Here is a 16,921-nt window from a genome sequence, read left to right as displayed (position 1 = left end):
GCGTGGGGGCGGCTTGCCGTAGCGAAGAGTTCGACGACCCACCACTGCGTGCCGAAGAGAGCCACCACCGGGGCCGTGGCGGAGAGTCTTGGGCCTACCCCAACCACTGCGGGCTGGGTTCAATGAGGACATGATCGCGCCGACGGCACGCGTGCGGCTGGGCTACGGAGTCGGATCCTTCTGCACGGCGACCTTCGCCGCCGTGCCCGGTCTGCTCCTGCTCTACTACCTCACCCACTTCCTCGCCGTCCCCCCCTGGCTGGCCGGCGCGATCGTCGCCGCCCCCAAGGTCTGGGACCTGCTGGTCAACCCGCTCATCGGCCGCTGGTCCGACCGGACCACCTCCCGCTGGGGACCCCGCCGCCCCTGGCTGCTGGCCGGCGCGTGCACGCTGCCGATCGCCTTCGCCCTCGTCTTCGCCGGCCCGCCCCTGCGCGGCGTACCGGCCGCGATCTACGTGGGGGTCTGCTTCCTGCTCGCCGCGACCGCGTACGCCCTGTTCGAGGTCCCGTACAAGGCCATGCCCGCCGAGATGACCGACGACTACCACGAGCGCACCTCCCTGCTCCAGTGGCGCATGGTCTTCATCGGCGCCGCCACCGGCATCAGCGGCATCCTCGCGCCCGCGATCGTCGCCTCCGAAGGCGCCAACGGCACCCTGGGCAGCTACCGCCTCATGGCCGTCACGATCGCGCTGATCATGCTCGCCTCGATGCTCGGCGCCTTCTTCGGTACGGCCCGCGCCCCCATGACCGGCGCCCCCGACCCCGACCCCGGCACGCTGTTCGACCAGATCAAGGAGGTGCGGCACAACAAGCCGTTCTGGTGGCTGCTGGTCCTGTCCTCGACGCAGATGCTGGCCGTCGGCATGATGCTGGCCGCCGCCCCCTACTTCGCCGCCTACACCCTGGACACCCCGGGCGCGACGTCCACGCTGTTCGCGGCCCTGGTCGGCCCGCTGCTGCTGACGATGCCGCTGTGGGTACGGCTGTCGCGCCGCTTCGACAAGCGCGGCGCGATGGTGATCGCCGCCTGTGTGTACGCCGGCGGCACCGCTCTGGGCGCCGCCACCCCCCTCCTGGGCAGCTTGTACGCTCACGCCACAATGTTCCTGGTAGGCGCGGGAATCGCCGGCGTCCAGCTCCTGCAGTTCTCGATGCTGGCCGACGTGATAGCTGTGGATGCGGGCATGACCGGAAAGCGGCGGGCCGGAGTCTTCACCGGGTTGTGGACGGCGATCGAGAGCGCCGTCTCCTCCTTCGGAGCCCTGGCCTTCGGCGCGGTGCTGACCATCGGTGGCTTCCTGGAGTCCGACCCGAGTAGTCCGGTGAGACAACCGGACAGCGCGGTGACGGCCGTCCTCGTCGGGCAGACCGTCGTGCCCGCCGTCATCATCGTGTTGTCGGTGCTGATGACGCTGCAGTACCGCCTACCCAGGGACACCCCATGGACGACCGATCAAGCCTCATCCACCAGGCCCGCTATGCCGTGAACCATCCGGGCAGGGTGCTGCCGCACCTGCGGCGGCTGGCCCGCGACAGCTGGCTGCGCATGCGCACCAGCGACCACGTCGGCTACTACCGGGCCGTCATGCGTTCGGACACCGCCAGAGGCGCGCGCGCCGCCGTCGGCAGCAAGTCGCACAAACGCTGGCTGGCCGTCGGCCGCATGCAGTTCGACTATCTGGTGGCCCACGGGCTGCAGCCCGAGCACCGGATGCTGGAGATCGGCTGCGGCAACCTGCGGGCGGGCCGGCTGTTCATCGAGTACCTGCACGGCGGCCACTACTACGGGGTGGACATCTCCCCCGACATCCTGCTGGCCGCCCAGGACACGCTCGTCCGCTACAACCTGGGCGGGCGGCTGCCGCACCTGACGCCGGTGCACGACCTGCGTTTCGCGTTCCTGCCCGACGCGCACTTCGACGTCGTGCACGCGCACAGCGTCTTCTCGCACTCCCCGATCGGGGTGATCGAGGAGTGCTTCGCGCACGTCGGGCGGGTGATGAAGCCGGGCGGGTGGTTCGACTTCACCTTCGACAGGACCGAGGGCAAGGAGCACCAGGTCCTGCGTGAGGACTTCTACTACCGGACGGACACCCTCCTCGCCCTCGCCGACCGCCATGGCCTGGACGCGGTCCTCATGGACGACTGGGAGCAGCTTCCGCACAAGCAGTCGAAGATCCGCCTCACGCTCAGGTGAGCCTGCGCGCCAGCCGCATCCTGGTCGGGGCGAACAGGCCCGCGACCAGGGCGGCCAGCAGCGGCAGACCGACGACGACGAGCGCCAGCGGCAACCAGGGAATCGCGATCGTGGGCTCCTGCAACATCACCTGGAACCCGCTCGGGCCTGGGATGGTGACGGCGCCCGCCGGCCAGGCGAGCGCGAGTCCCATCGGCAGGCCGACCAGCAGTCCCATGAGCGCGCCGAGCCCGGAGATGTAGCCGGCCTGGGCAGCGACGATCCGTCTCCTGGTGCGGGGTGCGGCGCCGACCGCCGCCATCGTGTTCAGGTCGCGGCGCAGGTCGGCGGCGGCCAGACCGGTGGCGACGAAGGTGCCGCCCAGCATCAGGAACGCGGCCGCGCCGACCATGATCCAGATCGCCATGGAACGGTTGTCGCCCCAGGGGAAGCGGACTTCGGCGTCCCAGACGACCGCCTTGATCTGCCCGGCGAACCGTTCGGGATCCGGCACGTCATGGAGGCCGTACAACACCCGGGGAACCGCGCTGAGCCCGATCTTCCGCACGGCGGACGGCGGGATCACGGAGATCCAATGGGAATCCTCGATCGGGATCTCCACCGCCTCGACTTCGACGACCTTGCCCTTCCCGGTGTGCTTGGCGGCGTAGCCGAGCCCGACCCGCCCGTCCTTGACGACTCCGGGCCTGAAGACCACCGCCTTCCCCGCGCTCAACGCCTGAACGGCTCGCTCGTCCTGCCCGCCCATGGCCAACTCCAGCGCCTCCCCATCGCCGACCACCGGATTGAGCTCGACCGCGTAACCGGTCCGGCCCTGCATGAGTGAGAGCGTGAACTCGTCCTTGCCGTTCACCACCGCGTACCCCCCGACCGTCCTGACTGTCGGGAGCCGTCGCTCCACCTCTGCGCGCGCCCGCGTCCACGACGACTCATCCAGCAGAGCGCCGGAGACAGTGAAGACGCCGTCGGGCAGGTCGTTGCCGTCGGCGGCCAGGTTCTGGCCCTTGCTGTGCAGAGTGATGGAGAGCGCGACCACCGCAGCAGCGGCGGCCATGACGGCGGCCACCGCCGAAGCCGTGCGCCCCCGATGGCGCACGGCGTCGCGCACCGCCAGTCTGACCGCCAGCGCCCGCCCGCTCGCGAGCCCGGCGGTGCGCCGGACCAGCCACGGTGTGAGGACGACGACCCCCAAGATGACGAGAACACACGCGGCGATGACGAACTGAACTCTGCCACCGAACAGCTTCACGATGAGGCCGACTCCGGCGACCACGAGAAGCAGCCCGAGAACGGGCCACCCCGCACGATCCCTGCCGGCGGGATCCCGCCCCGCGAGGACCTGGGCCGGCGCGGTCCTGCCCGCCTGGAAGGCGGGGATCAGCGCGGAGACGACACCGCTGACCAGACCCAGGGCGGCCACGGACACCACCTGCCCCCAGGGCACGTCAGCGGGCCCCTGCGCGAGGCCGGAAGGGCTCAGCAGCGAAAGCACGGCGAGGCCGGCAGGTACGCCGATCACCGTACCGGCCAGGGTGGCGGCCCCGCCGAGTACCAGGCCGTCTGCCGCCACGACCAGCCGCAGATGTGCCGGTGAGGCGCCCTGCGCGGCGAGCACGGCGAGTTCGTGTCTGCGGCGGCGCAACCCGACAGCGAAGGCGGACCCGGCCATCAGGACGATCTCCATCACGACCATGACCACCATGACGCCGAGGATGACCACGTAATCTGCCGTGATCGAAGTGTCCGAGCGGAGGGCCCCCGGCGCCGAGGCCGGCGGGTTCTCGATGAGGGCACGGGACTGAACGACCAGCCCCACGGCGTTCAGTCGCCGCACCTGCTCCCAGGTCACCGGTTCGGTGGCGTCGAGGAGCCAGCCGGTACCACCGCCGTTGCCGTTGTTGTCCATCATCGCGCCGCGCAGGGCGAAGACTTCGTCCTCGGTGGGGCGTACCGGATTCTCGGTGATGCCGACGACCTTGAGCGGGACGCCCTTGCGGGAGACCTTCAAGGTCTCACCGATCCGGCCGCCCGCCTCGGCCAAGGAGGAGGAGACGGCGATCTCGCCGGTGGACGCCGGGAACCTGCCCTCGACCAGGGTGCGCATGCCCTTGGTCATGGGCTCGCGCAGGTCCACCTCGAAACCGACGACCGCCTTGAGCACACCATCGACGAGCAGGTCGACCCAGACTGTGCTATTGGGGATCACCCGGCCCTTCACCAGCGCCGCGACCGCCTCCGTGGTCCACAGGGGGTCACTCATGTGCACGCGACCTGCGCCCGCTCCCTCAACGGTCTGTTTGACGGGGCGGCCGTTGTGCAGGGCGTCGATGTGGGCGTCAGCGGCGCCCAGGCGGTACGGCAGCTCTTCGCGCAAGTCCACCTGGGCGGTCGCGAAGAGCGTCAGCGCCCCGGTGACGACCAGGACCGGCAGCCCGATCATGAGCAGGATCAGGGCGGTGCGGCCCTTGGCGCGCAGCGCGTCCCTGCGGGACAGGCGCAGCGCGGCCCGGAAGGCGCTCATCGGGCGCTCTCCAGCGGTACGTCGGTCGAGTCGGCGATCTCGCCGTCGCGCAGGAACACCACCCGGTCGGCCCAGGCCGCGTACCTGGGCTCGTGGGTGACCAGCAACACCGCCGCACCGGCGTCGCAGCGACCGCGCAGTAACCCGAGGATGCCGTCGCCGGTCGCCGTGTCGAGCGCGCCCGTCGGCTCGTCGGCCAGCAGCAGGCGCCGCTCGCCGACCAGGGCGCGGGCGATGGCGACCCGCTGGCGCTGGCCGCCGGACAACTCCTCGGGGAAGTCGTCGGCGAGGTCGCCGAGCGACAGTTCGGCGAGGACGGCCAGAGCCTCCTTCCTGGCCTTGCCCGCCGAGACGCCGTCGAGTTCGCGGGGCAGCATCACGTTCTCGGCCGCCGTCAGCGACGGGATCAGGTTGAGGTCCTGGAAGACGTAGCCGACGCGGCCGCGCCGTACCACTGCGAGGTCCTTCACCCCGGCGAGGTCCTCGCCCTCGATGCGGACGGTGCCCGAGGTGGGCCGGTCGAGCCCGCCCGCGAGGTTGAGCAGCGTGGACTTCCCCGAGCCGGAAGGACCCATCACCGCGACGAGTTCTCCCGCCGACACCTCCAGGTTCACCCCCTTCAGGGCGTGGACTCCGTCGTGCACGCGTCCGGCGTCGTGCAGGCTCACCACCACAGTCATGCGTTGTTCTCCTTGAGTACGGCCTCGCAGTGGTCCAGCCAGCGCTGCTCCGCTTCGGCCTTGAAGATGGCGGAATCGAGGACGAGCCGCTGCGCCGCTCCGGCCGCTTCCGCGCGTTTGGCGCGGTTCAGCTCCTGCAGGGCGCGCATCGTGGCACGGCGCTGGGCCTGGATGACCGCGCGCACGTCCGCCTCGCCCGAGGCGACGGCCATGGCGACTTTGATGACGAGCTCGTCCCGAGGCCGGTCGGACTGGCCGACGGGGGTGCTGAACCATCGCGCCAGTTCGGTCCGACCGGCCTCGGTGATCGTGTAGACGACACGGCCCTGCTCGTCGGCGGCTCCCGGCTCGACGAGACCGTCGCGTTCCATGCGGGAGAGCGTCGTGTAGACCTGGCCGATGTTGAGAGGCCAGGTCGCCCCCGTCGACGCCTCGAACTCCTGGCGGAGCTGGTAGCCGTACCGTCGGCCTCGGCTCAGGAGGGCGAGCATTCCGTGTCTGATCGACATGCGTACTGAGTATGCATACCGAGTATGCCCTTCGCAAGAGATCACCGTATTCTGGACACGACCCGCTCCTGCGGCAGATACTCGGGGAATGAGCTCGACGAATCCCCCGTTTCGCGCGTCCGACGGGGAACGTGATCGCGCGATCGACGAGCTCCGTGAGCGTGCCGCCGAAGGACGCATCTCCCATGACACTTTCGTCGGCCGGGTGGATCAGGCGCTGCGCGCGCAGAACAGCCACGAGCTGAGCGAGCTGGTCGCCGATTTCCCGCGCAAACCCACGGTCAGGCAGCGGCTGACGGACGCCGTCTCGGCGGTGTCGGAGTTCACCACGCGCCTGCAGTCGGCGTGGCGGCGCCCTCGGCTGCCCCGGCTGGCGCTGCCGGACGACAGCCGGATCCGGTTCGTGGTCGGCCGGGGCTCGGCCTGCGACCTGGTGCTGTCGGACCTGACGGTGTCGCGGGTGCACGCCGAACTGCGGCGCGAGGACGACGGCGAGTGGCTGCTGGTCGATCTGGGCTCGCTCAACGGCACCCGGCTGAACGGCTGGCGGCTGGTCGGGCCCGCGCGCGTACGCTCGGGTGACGAGGTCTCGTTCGGGGACTGTGGATTTATGGTGAGTTCCCAGCCCCTGCACCAGTAGGTCCCAAAAATACGGATATTTGCGGATTACAGGGTGTGGTTGCTGGTCGATGATCCGAACGAGTCCCCCAGCTCTGTTTGGAGAACCCATGCGGCGCACCACCGCCACCCTCGCCACGGGCGCGCTCGTCGCGGCCCTCGCCTGGGCGTCCGGGCCGGCCACCCCCGCCAACGCGCTCGACCCCAGCCCAGGGGTCGCCGACCTGGCCGCCGACCTCGACCGGATCCTGTCAGACTCGCGGCTCACCATCGCCCAGGCGGGCGTCCAGGTGAGGAACGCCGAGAGCGGTGAGGAGTTGTACGCCACCTCGCCGGGCAAGCTCATGCTCCCGGCGTCCAACACCAAGCTGTTCACCGGGGCGGCCGCCGCCGAGACCCTCGGCCTCGACTACCGGTTCACCACCAGCGTCCTCGGCGCCGGGCGCAAGACCGGCCACGTGCTGGGCGGCGACCTCGTCCTGCGCGGCACCGGCGACCCGACCATGCTGGCCGAGGACTACGACCGGCTGGCCGCCGACGTCGCCGCCCAGGGCGTCAAGGTCGTCACGGGCAGGCTCGTCGCCGACGACACCTGGTTCGACGACGTACGCCTCGGGCTCGACTGGGCCTGGGACGACGAGAGCGCCTACTACGCGGCGCCCATCTCGGCGCTGACCGCCTCGCCCGACCGCGACTACGACGCCGGCTCTGTGATCGTGTCGGCCGCCGTCGCCGGGTCCGAGGTCAAGGTCACCACCAAGCCGGAGACCGACTACCTCACGATCGTCAACAAGGCCACCGTCGGGGCGAAGACCGACGTGCTCATCGAACGACAGCACGGCACCAGGACCGTGGTCGTCACCGGTACGGTGGCCACGCCGTACCAGGAGTGGGTGTCGGTGGACGACCCCACGGCGTACTCGGCCTCGCTCTTCCGGAAGTCGCTGGCCAAGCACGGCGTGCGCGTCGTCGGACGGACCACGACCGGCGCCGCGCCCGAGGGGGCGAGCCGGCTCGCCGAGCGGCAGTCGATGCCGCTCAAGGAGCTGCTGGTGCCGTTCATGAAGCTCAGCAACAACATCCACGCCGAGATCCTCACCAAGGCGATGGGCCGCAAGGTCGCGGGACAGGGCACCTGGGCGGCCGGGCTCAAGGTCAGCACCGACTTCGCGCGCGCCAACGGGGTGCAGGTCCTGAACATGCGCGACGGCTCCGGGCTGTCGCGGCGCGACGGGTTCACGGCGGCGTCGATCGCGCAGTTGCTCGTGGCGGTGCGGGACAAGCCGTGGTTCCCCGCGTGGTACGACTCGCTGCCGGTCGCGGGCGACCCCGACCGGCTCGTGGGCGGGACACTGCGGAGCCGGATGCGCGGCACGCCCGCTGCCGGGAACGTCCGGGCCAAGACCGGCTCCCTCACCGGAGTGACCGCGTTGTCGGGGTATGTGACCAGCGCCGACGGCGAGCCGCTGGTGTTCTCGATCATGCTCAACCAGTACCTGTCCGGGTCGCCCAAGGACCTGGAGGACAAGATCGCGGTTCGGCTGGCGCAGTTCTCGCGCACGAACCCGGTGTCGGCCGCCCTGCGCGCCGAGGCCCCTGCCATCGAGGGCTCCGACCTGGAGTGCTCGTGGCTGAAGCCCGCCACCTGCTGACGGCCTGACGCCCGCCGCCTCGTGGCGGCGGGCGTAACCCGCCCTGATGAGACAAGACGGTACGGCTCCCGGGCCTGCCCCTGTCGCCTATCGGGCCCGCACTCCCGGTGCCAACAGGCGCGATATTTAGTATTTTGTGAATATGCTGAATCTGACGTCCGTGCTCTCGCTCGACGGTTGTGACCTGCGCTACGGCGACAGCGGCGGCGATGGCGTGCCGGTGGTGTTCACCCATGGCGCCGGGGCCGATCACGTGATGTTCGACGCCCAGTTCCGGCACCTGGCCGGGCGTGGATACCGCGTCGTCGGCTGGGATCTGCGCGGCCACGGGCTGTCGCGCCCAGCGGGTGCGCCGTTCACCGCGCGGCGGGCGGTCGCCGACCTGCTCGCCCTCATCGGGCAGCTGGGCCTGGAACGCCCGGTGCTCGTCGGCCAGTCCCTCGGCGGCAACCTCGGGCAGGCCGTCGTGAAACGGCATCCGGATCTGGCCCGCGCCCTGATCGTCATCGACTCGACCTGGAACACCGCCGCGCTGTCCTGGACGGAGCGGCTCCTGCTGAAGGCGGCCGCGCCCATGCTGTCGGCGGTCCCCGCCGGACGGCTTCCCGCGCTGATGGCCGACGCCTCCGCCGTCACCCCGGAGGCACGGGCGGACGCGCGGCGCGCTTTCGCGCAGGTGCCGAAGCGGGAGTTCGTCCAGATCTGGCGGGCGACCCTGGACCTGCTCGCACCCGATCCCGGATACCGTACGCCGGTGCCCCTGTGCCTCATACGCGGTGAACGCGACAGAACCGGCAACATCGCCTCCGCCATGCCCCGGTGGGCGCGGGCGGAGGGCGTGGCGGAGGTGGTCGTCCCCGATGCGGGGCACCTGTCCACCCAGGACGCTCCGCACGCGGTGAACGCGGCGATCGAGAACTTCCTGGGAGGGCTGCGATGAGCGACGACAGGCGGCGGGCGTTCATCGGCTCGGTGGGCGACCTGCTGGCGTCGTGGCACCTGCCGCACGCCACCGGCCGCGTCTACGGGCTGCTGCTGGTGAGCGAGGAGCCGGTCACCCTGGACGCCATCGCCGCCGAACTCGCGTTGAGCAAGGGCGCGGTGAGCACCGCCGTACGGCAGCTCGGCTCATGGGGGCTGGCCAGGACGATCCCGCAGCCCGGCAGCCGCAGGCTGCTGGTCGAGGCGGCGGCCGGGATCGAGTCGCTCCTGGAGGCGGGCCACGCGCAGGCCCGGACCCTCATCGCCGCCCTCCGCGAGGGGGAGGCCCTGGTGGCCGACGGTCCGGCGCGGGAACGGCTGCACGACGTGATCGGACTGTTCAGCGGTTACGTCGAGGTCGGCGGCCAGTTGCTCGCCCGCCACAGACAGGAGCGCGCGCCCGGCAACTGACCGCGCAATCTGTCTCAAATGCTGGACAACAGGTCCGGTGACGACCGGCCGCCGTCGATCTCTCGAAACGGCCGCCCGCACGTCGGGCGCGGGGTGCGGATCGCCCGGCCCCACAGGGGCTGTGGATGATCCACGACGCACGAGAGGCGGTGCGGGTTTACCTAGATCAAAGAGAAGAGTGTTACGAATGGGACACCTGGTACTCCAGATATCGGGCGATTTTTCGTGACATTCCGGGAGTGGGCACACCAGAATTCGGGGTCGAAAGCAGCGTCTCACCACATCGGAGGACAACGTGCGCAGACAGCTCCTGGCACTCTCCTGCCTCGGCGGTCTGGCGGCTTTGGCCATCCCCGCCACCGCCCAAGCGACAACAGAGCGCGAGCAGTGCCGCGTCATCGCGGCCGCGCCGTACCTCGACTCCCAGGGCCTGGTTCGCGGCGCTGCCAAGCGGGCGGACTGCGACGAGACCGCCCTCCTGCGCGTACGCATCAAGGCGGCCGGCCCCGGCATCGACCGCACGCTCAAGAGCGGCTCCCAGCGCATCGCCAGCGGCGACATCGTGGCCTGGACCCGGTGCAGCCCGACCCCCCGCACCTACTACACGGTCGCGATCGACTCCACCGGCAACACCCACCGCTCGCAGCCGGTCCGCCTGTCGTGCGACTCGGTCCCGACGCCGGCGCCGACCTCGACCGCCACCCCGACGCCCACCTCCAGCGCCACCCCCACCGCCGGTCCCGGCTCCGACATCGAGGACGAGGTCGTCCGGCTGACCAACGCGGCCCGGGCCTCCGGCGGCTGCAAGCCGCTCGTCCACGACGCCAAGCTGCACAAGGCCGCCGAGGGCCACTCCGCCGACATGGCCGCGAAGGGCTACTTCGACCACACCGGGAGGGACGGCCGCTCCCCCGCCGACCGCATCAGGGCCGCGGGCTTCTCCCCCGTCAGCGCCTGGGGCGAGAACATCGCCATGGGCCAGCGCACCGCCGCCGCCGTCGTGGACGGCTGGATGAACAGCCCCGGGCACAAGGCCAACATCATGAACTGCGGCTTCACCCACATCGGCGTCGGCCACGACGCGAAGGGCCCGCACTGGACCCAGGTGTTCGCCCGCAGCTGACCTCGCGGAACGCCTGGCCTCCTCCGCGCGCCGAGTGCGCCGGATCCACCCCGCCACGGCGTTCCCTCCCGGCGAGCCGGGCCCGGCGACCTTCGTCCGCACCGAGGTCACCGGGCCGGCCCGCCGAGAAGCGGTCCGCGCCGACGTCCGTCCACACCCCCTCCGGACGGCCTCGGCGCGGACCGCTTGACTCTCACACCGCTTGACTCTCACACCGTGTCAGCGCGTTCACTGCCGGACATGGTCGACTACACCGGCTCAGGGCCGTACTGCTACAGCAACTCACTGGCGATGATGCTCGGCGCCGCCGCGCCGCCCACCGCCGTCATCGAGACACTCACCGGATCGCCGTTCGGCGTGCAGCTCGTGCGGGGTCGAACGCCCTGGTTCGACCCGTACGGCTGGGACCCCGAGATCGGCCTGGACGACGCCATCGCCGCCCTCGGCTGGACCTGCGAGCACACCACCGGCGGCACCCCCGAGCAGGCGCTGGCCCGGCTGCGCGCGGCCGACGGCCCGGTGCTGATCGGGCCGGTGGACATGGGCCTGCTCACCTACCTGGACCTGCCGGCCGGCGACCACTACATCGTGGTGCTCGGCGTCGAGGGCGACACCGTGCTGATGCACGACCCGGAGGGGCAGCCGTTCGCCACGCTCCCGGTGGCGGAGTTCATGGCGGCGTGGCGCGGCGAGACCGTCGAGTACTTCTCCGAGGGCTACGGGATGCGCCGGGCGTTCCGCCGGGTCCGCGTGGTGGACCCCCTGGAGGCGCTGCGGGCGTCGGTGCCGGGGGCCGTTCGGTGGCTGGCCGGTCGCGAAGACCGGCGGATGCCGCGCGGGACGCTGAACGGCGCGGAGGCGGTGACCGCGCTGGCCGCACTGGTGGAGGGTGGCCTGGATCCGAAGGTGCGGGAGCTGATGAAGTTCTTCTCCCTGCGCGTCGGCACCAGGCGGGCCGCCGACGCCGCCGTCTGCCTGGACCTGATCGGACTGACCGACGCCGCCGCGGTCGCCCGCGACCTGGCCAGGACCCTCGGCAGCATGCAGTACCCGCTGGTCAAGGGCGACGACCGGAGCCTGGTGGAGATCCTGCACCGCCTGGCCCCGACGTACGAGCTGCTGCGCAAGACCCTCGAAGCCTGACAGCAGCACGGCTCCCGCGCGTCGTCCAGCAGGGGCCTTCTGAGCAGCCGACGACGGCGAACAGCCCGTCGAGAGGGCGGGCCGCAGTTCGCAGAGGGGCAGCGGCTCGCGTTGGGGCGGACTCAGGAGTCGACGACGGCGAGCAGTTCGCGGAGGAGGCCGTTGAGGTGGTGGCGGGCGGGTTCGGGGAGCCGTTCGAGCGCTTCACGCTGGATGGCGAGGCCCGCCCCCACCATCTCGTCGGCCAGTTCGCGACCCCGCTCGGTCAGCGTGATGACCAGTGCCCGCCGGTCGCCGGGGTCGGGTGAGCGGGTGACGAGCCCGGCGCGTTCGAGCCGGTCGAGGCGCCCGGTCATCCCGCCGGAGGTCAGCATCAGCATCGAGGTGAGCTCCTTCGGCGAGAGCTGGAACGGCTCGCCGGAGCGCCGCAGGGTTCCGATCACGTCGAACTCGCCCCTGCTGATACCGAAGGCGGCGTACGCCTCCTGCTGCCTGGCGCCCATGGCCGCCGCGATGCGGTAGACGCGGCCGAACACCGCCATCGCCTCGGTCTCCAGGTCGGGCCGCTCTCGGGCCCACTGCTGGATGATCCGGTCGACGGCGTCCTCGGTCTGCACGGGCCTCATATTACCTTGCATATAATTAGCTTAGCAGTAAGCTACTTAGCTATGAGAGATGTTCGGCTTGTCGCCACCAGCGCCATCGCGCCCACCCTGTGGGGCACCACCTACCTCGTGACCACCGAGTTCCTCCCGCCCGACCGTCCCCTCCTGGCCGGAGTCCTGCGCGCGTTGCCCGCAGGACTGCTGCTCGTCGGTGTGGTCGCCCTGCTCGCCGGACGGCCCGCGCTGCCCACCGGCCAGTGGTGGTGGCGGGCGGCGGTGCTCGGAACCCTCAACATCGGACTGTTCTTCCCGCTGCTGTTCCTCGGCGCCTACCGGCTGCCCGGCGGGGTGGCGGCGGTGCTCGGCGCACTCGGCCCGTTCGTGGTCGCCGGGCTGGCCTTCCTCCTTCTGCGCGAACGGCCGGGCGGACGCGCGCTGCTCGGCGCGGTCATCGGCGTGGTCGGCGTGGCCCTGCTGGTGCTGCGTTCGACGGTCGCCCTGGATCCGCTCGGGCTGGCCGCAGCGGCCGGCGGCATGGTGGTGATGTCGGTCGGCACCGTCTTCGGACGTCGCTGGGGCACCCCCGAGGGCTTCGATCGCCGGCCGACCGCGCTGCTCGCGCTCACCGGTTGGCAGCTGACGGTGGGCGGCCTGGTCATCCTCCCGATCATGTTCGTGGTGGAGGGGGCGCCGCCGGAGCTCACCGTGCTCAACCTGGGCGGCTTCGGATACCTCACGCTGATCGGTACGGCCTTCGCGTACCTTCTCTGGTTCCGTGGGGTCACCACGCTGGCGCCGACGCGGGTGACCGTACTCGCTCTGCTCAGCCCGGTCGTCGCCGCCGTGCTCGGCTGGGCCGTACTCGGGCAGTCGCTGTCGTTCGGCCAGCTCGTCGGGGCCGTCGCCGTGCTCGGCGCGGTCGTGCTCGGCTCCTCGCACCCCCGCCGGAAGGAGGAGACGGTGACCGCCCAGCCCGTCCCCAGCATCCGGCGATGACGACCGCGCGACCCGGCAAGCTCGCGAACCGCAGGTCATCGCGACGACTCCGGGCGTGGGCTACCGCGTGACGCCGACGGGGTGACCGCCGCGCTCGGCGATCACCCCGTCACAGGCTCGGCTCAGGCCTTCAGCCAGCTCATCATCGGGCGCAGCTTGGCGCCGGTCTTCTCGATCGGGTGCTCGGCGAGGTCCTCGCGGTACTTGCCGAACTCCTTCTGGCCGCCGTCGAACTCCTCGACGAGCTGCCGGGCGAAGGTGCCGTCCTGGACCTCGGCCAGGATGCGCTTCATCTCCTTCTTGGTCTCCTCTGTCACCACGCGCGGGCCGCGCGTGTAGCCGCCGTACTCGGCGGTGTCGGAGACCGACCAGTACATCTTGGACACGCCGCCCTCGTACATGAGGTCGACGATCAGCTTCATCTCGTGCAGGCACTCGAAGTAGGCGACCTCGGGCTGGTAGCCCGCCTCGATCAGGGTCTCGAACCCGGCCTTGATCAGCTCGGAGACGCCGCCGCACAGCACGGCCTGCTCGCCGAACAGGTCGGTCTCGGTCTCCTCCTTGAAGGTGGTCTTCAGCGCGCCCGCGCGGGTGCCGCCGATGCCCTTGGCGTACGACAGGGCCAGGTCCATGGCCTTGCCGGAGGCGTCCTTCTCGACGGCGACCAGACACGGGACGCCACGACCCGCCTGGTACTGGCGGCGCACGAGGTGGCCGGGGCCCTTGGGGGCGACCATGGCGACGTCGACGCCCTCGGGCGCCTCGATGAGGCCGTAGCGGATGCTGAGGCCGTGGCCGAAGAAGAGCGCGTCGCCCTCCTGCAGGTTGGGCGCGATGTCGTTGGCGAAGATGTCGCGCTGCAGGTGGTCGGGCGCGAGGATCATGATCAGGTCGGCCTCGGCGGCGGCCTCGGCGGGCGTGACCACGCGCAGGCCCTCGGCCTGGGCGAGCTCGCGGCTCTTGGAGGTCTCGGGCAGGCCGACGCGGACGTCGACGCCGGAGTCGCGCAGGGACAGGGCGTGCGCGTGGCCCTGGGAGCCGTACCCGATGACGGCGACGACCCTGTTCTGGACGATCGACAGGTCGGCCTGGTCGTCGTAGAAGATCTCGGTCACGTGCGTTGCAAACCTTTCAGGCGGTACGGTCCAGTGCCCTGAGGGACCGGTCGGTGATGGAGCGGGCGCCGCGGCCGATGGCCACCATGCCCGACTGGACGAGTTCTTTGATGCCGAACGGCTCAAGGACCTTCACGAAGGCTTCGAGCTTGTCCGGTGTGCCGGTGACCTCGATGGTCACGGCGTCCGCCGCGACGTCCACGCAGCGGGCGCGGAAGAGCTGGACGAGTTCGAGCACGTGCGAGCGGCTGTCGGCGTCGGCCTTGACCTTGATGAGCATGAGCTCGCGCTGCACGGACTGCGAGGAGTCCAGCTCGACGATCTTCAGGACGTTGACCAGCTTGTTGAGCTGCTTGGTGACCTGCTCCAGCGGGAGTTCTTCCACGCTTACCACGATCGTCATTCGGGAGATGTCGTCGTGCTCTGTGGGCCCGACGGCCAGCGAGTCGATGTTGAATCCTCGTCGGCTGAACAGCGCGGAGACGCGGGCGAGTACGCCGGGCTTGTTCTCCACCAGCACGGAGAGCGTGTGCCTGCTCATTGCTCCTAGTCCTCGCTCTCCCAGACCGGGGCCATGTCCCGGGCGATCTTGATGTCGTCGTTGCTGGTGCCCGCCGCGACCATCGGCCAGACCATCGCGTCCTGATGGACCACGAAGTCGACCACGACGGGCACGTCGTTGATCTCCATGGCCTTCTTGATGGTCGCGTCGACGTCCTCCGGACGCTCGCACCGCAGGCCGACACAACCATAGGCCTCGGCGAGCTTCACGAAGTCCGGGATCCGGCGCGCGGTCTTCAGGTCGGTGTTGGAGTAACGCTCATCGTAGAAGAGCGTCTGCCACTGGCGGACCATCCCGAGGTTACCGTTGTTGATGACCGCGATTTTCACCGGCACGCCCTCGATCGCGCAGGTCGCCAGTTCCTGGTTGGTCATCTGGAAGCAGCCGTCGCCGTCGATCGCCCAGACGGTGGCGTCGGGTCGGCCCATCTTGGCGCCCATGGCGGCCGGTACGGCGAAGCCCATCGTGCCGAGGCCGCCGGAGTTGATGAAGCTGCCCGGGTTCTCGTAGCCGATGAACTGGGAGGCCCACATCTGGTGCTGGCCGACCCCGGCCACGTAGTAGGCGTCGGGGCCGACGATGGCGCTCAGGCGCTCCATGACGTACTGCGGGGCCAGCGACCCGTCGGCGAACTCCTCGTAGCCGAGCGGGTAGGTCCGCTTGTAGTCGGAGAGCTGCTCGGTCCACTCCTCGTAGGAACCGGTGCCGCCCGCCTTGACGGCGGTGATGAGGTCGCCGATGACCTCCTTGCAGTCGCCGACGATGGGCACGTCGGCGTGGCGGTTCTTGGAGATCTCGGCCGGGTCGATGTCCGCGTGGACGATCTTGGCGTGGGGCGCGAACGACGACAGCTTCCCGGTCACCCGGTCGTCGAAGCGGACCCCGAGCCCGATGAGCAGGTCGGCCTTCTGCAGGGCGCCGACGGCGGCGACGGTGCCGTGCATGCCGGGCATGCCGAGGTTCAGCGGGTGGCTGTCGGGGAAGGTGCCCCTGGCCATCAGCGTGGTGACGACCGGGATGCCGGTCAGCTCGGCCAGCGCCAGCAACTGCTCGGAGGCGCGGGCCTTGTGGACCCCGCCGCCGACGTACAGGACGGGGCGGCTGGCCTCGGCCATGAGCTTGGCCGCCTCGCGGATCTGCTTGGAGTGCGGCCGCGTGACCGGGCGGTAGCCCGGCAGTTGCATGACCGGCGGCCAGTGGAACTCGGTGTCGGACTGGAGCGCGTCCTTGGCGATGTCCACGAGGACCGGGCCGGGACGGCCGGTCGAGGCGATGTGGAAGGCCTCGACGATCGTGCGGGGGATGTCGGCCGGGTCGGTCACCAGGAAGTTGTGCTTGGTGATCGGCATGGTGATGCCGGAGATGTCGGCTTCCTGGAAGGCGTCGGTGCCGATCGCCGCGCTCGCCACCTGCCCGGTGATGGCCACGATCGGAACGGAGTCCATGTACGCGTCGGCGATCGGGGTCACCAGGTTGGTCGCCCCGGGACCGCTGGTGGCCATGCACACGCCGACCCTGCCCGTCGCCTGGGCGTAGCCCTCGGCGGCGTGGCCGGCACCCTGCTCGTGGCGTACGAGCACATGCCGGACCTTGGTCGAGTCGTAGAGGGGATCGTAGGCGGGGAGGATGGCTCCGCCCGGAATCCCGAAAACGGTGTCGACTCCCACGTGCTCCAGTGCCCTGACCAGGGCCTGTGCACCTGTCATCCGTTCGGTCATCGGCTCGTTCCTCGAAAGAGTGACTCTTGAAGGACATAAAAAATGCCCCGCCCACCGGGGGTGGGTCTGGGGCGGCGCGCAGGTC

Annotated in this window: 15 protein-coding genes and 1 pseudogene; 9 read left to right on the top strand and 7 right to left on the bottom strand. The window is 70.4% G+C overall.

Translation table 11 applies throughout. From position 1 onward, the window contains the following. Nucleotides 1–130: 130 nt before the first annotated feature. Nucleotides 131–1,492, top strand: coding sequence for an MFS transporter (locus ABD120_RS10290; RefSeq protein ID WP_343949526.1), 1,362 nt, complete (start codon nt 131–133; stop codon nt 1,490–1,492). Further along, nucleotides 1,447–2,202, top strand: a complete 756-nt coding sequence (locus ABD120_RS10285; RefSeq protein WP_343949525.1) for a class I SAM-dependent DNA methyltransferase — start codon at nt 1,447–1,449, stop codon at nt 2,200–2,202. Before ABD120_RS10290 ends, ABD120_RS10285 begins: the two co-directional genes overlap by 46 nt. Here the strand turns inward: ABD120_RS10285 and ABD120_RS10280 are convergent. From ABD120_RS10280 to ABD120_RS10270, 3 genes are read right to left on the bottom strand one after another with little or no spacing between them, the layout of a single operon-like run. Next, nucleotides 2,195–4,723: an ABC transporter permease gene (locus tag ABD120_RS10280; RefSeq protein WP_343949524.1), complete on the bottom strand. Its 2,529-nt coding sequence runs from the start codon at nt 4,721–4,723 to the stop codon at nt 2,195–2,197. The genes ABD120_RS10285 and ABD120_RS10280 overlap by 8 nt on opposite strands. After that, complete coding sequence (locus ABD120_RS10275; RefSeq protein ID WP_343949523.1) at nt 4,720–5,403, bottom strand: ABC transporter ATP-binding protein; 684 nt, start codon at nt 5,401–5,403, stop codon at nt 4,720–4,722. The genes ABD120_RS10280 and ABD120_RS10275 overlap by 4 nt, the downstream gene beginning before the upstream one ends. Next, the gene (locus ABD120_RS10270) at nt 5,400–5,912 is read right to left on the bottom strand and encodes a PadR family transcriptional regulator (protein ID WP_343949522.1); all 513 of its coding nucleotides are present in this window, start codon (nt 5,910–5,912) and stop codon (nt 5,400–5,402) included. The genes ABD120_RS10275 and ABD120_RS10270 overlap by 4 nt, the downstream gene beginning before the upstream one ends. Before the next feature lie 88 nt (nt 5,913–6,000). On the opposite strand from ABD120_RS10270, the gene ABD120_RS10265 reads away from it, so the two are divergent. The 6 genes from ABD120_RS10265 (at nt 6,001) to ABD120_RS10240 (ending at nt 11,840) form a co-directional block, all read left to right on the top strand. Further along, the gene (locus tag ABD120_RS10265) at nt 6,001–6,552 is read left to right on the top strand and encodes an FHA domain-containing protein (RefSeq protein WP_343949521.1); all 552 of its coding nucleotides are present in this window, start codon (nt 6,001–6,003) and stop codon (nt 6,550–6,552) included. Between the two features lie 88 nt (nt 6,553–6,640). Beyond that, complete coding sequence (gene dacB, locus ABD120_RS10260; protein ID WP_343949520.1) at nt 6,641–8,182, top strand: D-alanyl-D-alanine carboxypeptidase/D-alanyl-D-alanine endopeptidase; 1,542 nt, start codon at nt 6,641–6,643, stop codon at nt 8,180–8,182. Nucleotides 8,183–8,324: 142 nt separating this feature from the next. Continuing rightward, entirely contained in the window at nt 8,325–9,122 is a 798-nt protein-coding gene (locus tag ABD120_RS10255) for an alpha/beta fold hydrolase (protein WP_343949519.1), read from the top strand. Further along, entirely contained in the window at nt 9,119–9,574 is a 456-nt protein-coding gene (locus ABD120_RS10250; protein WP_343949518.1) for a GbsR/MarR family transcriptional regulator, read from the top strand. Before ABD120_RS10255 ends, ABD120_RS10250 begins: the two co-directional genes overlap by 4 nt. A gap of 295 nt (nt 9,575–9,869) precedes the next feature. Next, nucleotides 9,870–10,697, top strand: coding sequence for a CAP domain-containing protein (locus tag ABD120_RS10245; RefSeq protein ID WP_343949517.1), 828 nt, complete (start codon nt 9,870–9,872; stop codon nt 10,695–10,697). Between the two features lie 216 nt (nt 10,698–10,913). Beyond that, nucleotides 10,914–11,840 (top strand): cysteine peptidase family C39 domain-containing protein, encoded by a 927-nt coding sequence (locus ABD120_RS10240; protein ID WP_343949516.1) that lies wholly within the window; start codon nt 10,914–10,916, stop codon nt 11,838–11,840. 122 nt (nt 11,841–11,962) lie between these two features. Here the strand turns inward: ABD120_RS10240 and ABD120_RS10235 are convergent, their stop codons facing one another. Then, nucleotides 11,963–12,466, bottom strand: a complete 504-nt coding sequence (locus ABD120_RS10235; RefSeq protein WP_343949515.1) for a MarR family winged helix-turn-helix transcriptional regulator — start codon at nt 12,464–12,466, stop codon at nt 11,963–11,965. Nucleotides 12,467–12,508: 42 nt separating this feature from the next. Between ABD120_RS10235 and ABD120_RS10230 the strand changes: the two genes are divergently transcribed. Continuing rightward, a complete protein-coding gene (locus ABD120_RS10230; RefSeq protein WP_343949514.1) occupies nt 12,509–13,441 on the top strand; it encodes an EamA family transporter in 933 nt (310 codons plus the stop codon). Nucleotides 13,442–13,563: 122 nt separating this feature from the next. Here ABD120_RS10230 and ilvC read toward each other — a convergent pair whose 3' ends face one another. The 3 genes and pseudogenes from ilvC to ABD120_RS10215 form a co-directional block, all read right to left on the bottom strand. Continuing rightward, nucleotides 13,564–14,547, bottom strand: a complete 984-nt coding sequence (gene ilvC, locus ABD120_RS10225; RefSeq protein ID WP_343949674.1) for a ketol-acid reductoisomerase — start codon at nt 14,545–14,547, stop codon at nt 13,564–13,566. Nucleotides 14,548–14,572: 25 nt separating this feature from the next. After that, a complete protein-coding gene (gene ilvN / locus ABD120_RS10220; RefSeq protein ID WP_343949513.1) occupies nt 14,573–15,097 on the bottom strand; it encodes an acetolactate synthase small subunit in 525 nt (174 codons plus the stop codon). Between the two features lie 5 nt (nt 15,098–15,102). Beyond that, a pseudogene (locus tag ABD120_RS10215) lies at nt 15,103–16,845 on the bottom strand (acetolactate synthase large subunit); the annotation flags it as partial. Between the last annotated feature and the right edge of the window lie 76 nt (nt 16,846–16,921).

Source organism: Nonomuraea longicatena (genome assembly GCF_039525605.1).
GTDB lineage: Bacteria > Actinomycetota > Actinomycetes > Streptosporangiales > Streptosporangiaceae > Nonomuraea > Nonomuraea longicatena.
This window is presented reverse-complemented; position numbering and strand designations above follow the sequence as displayed.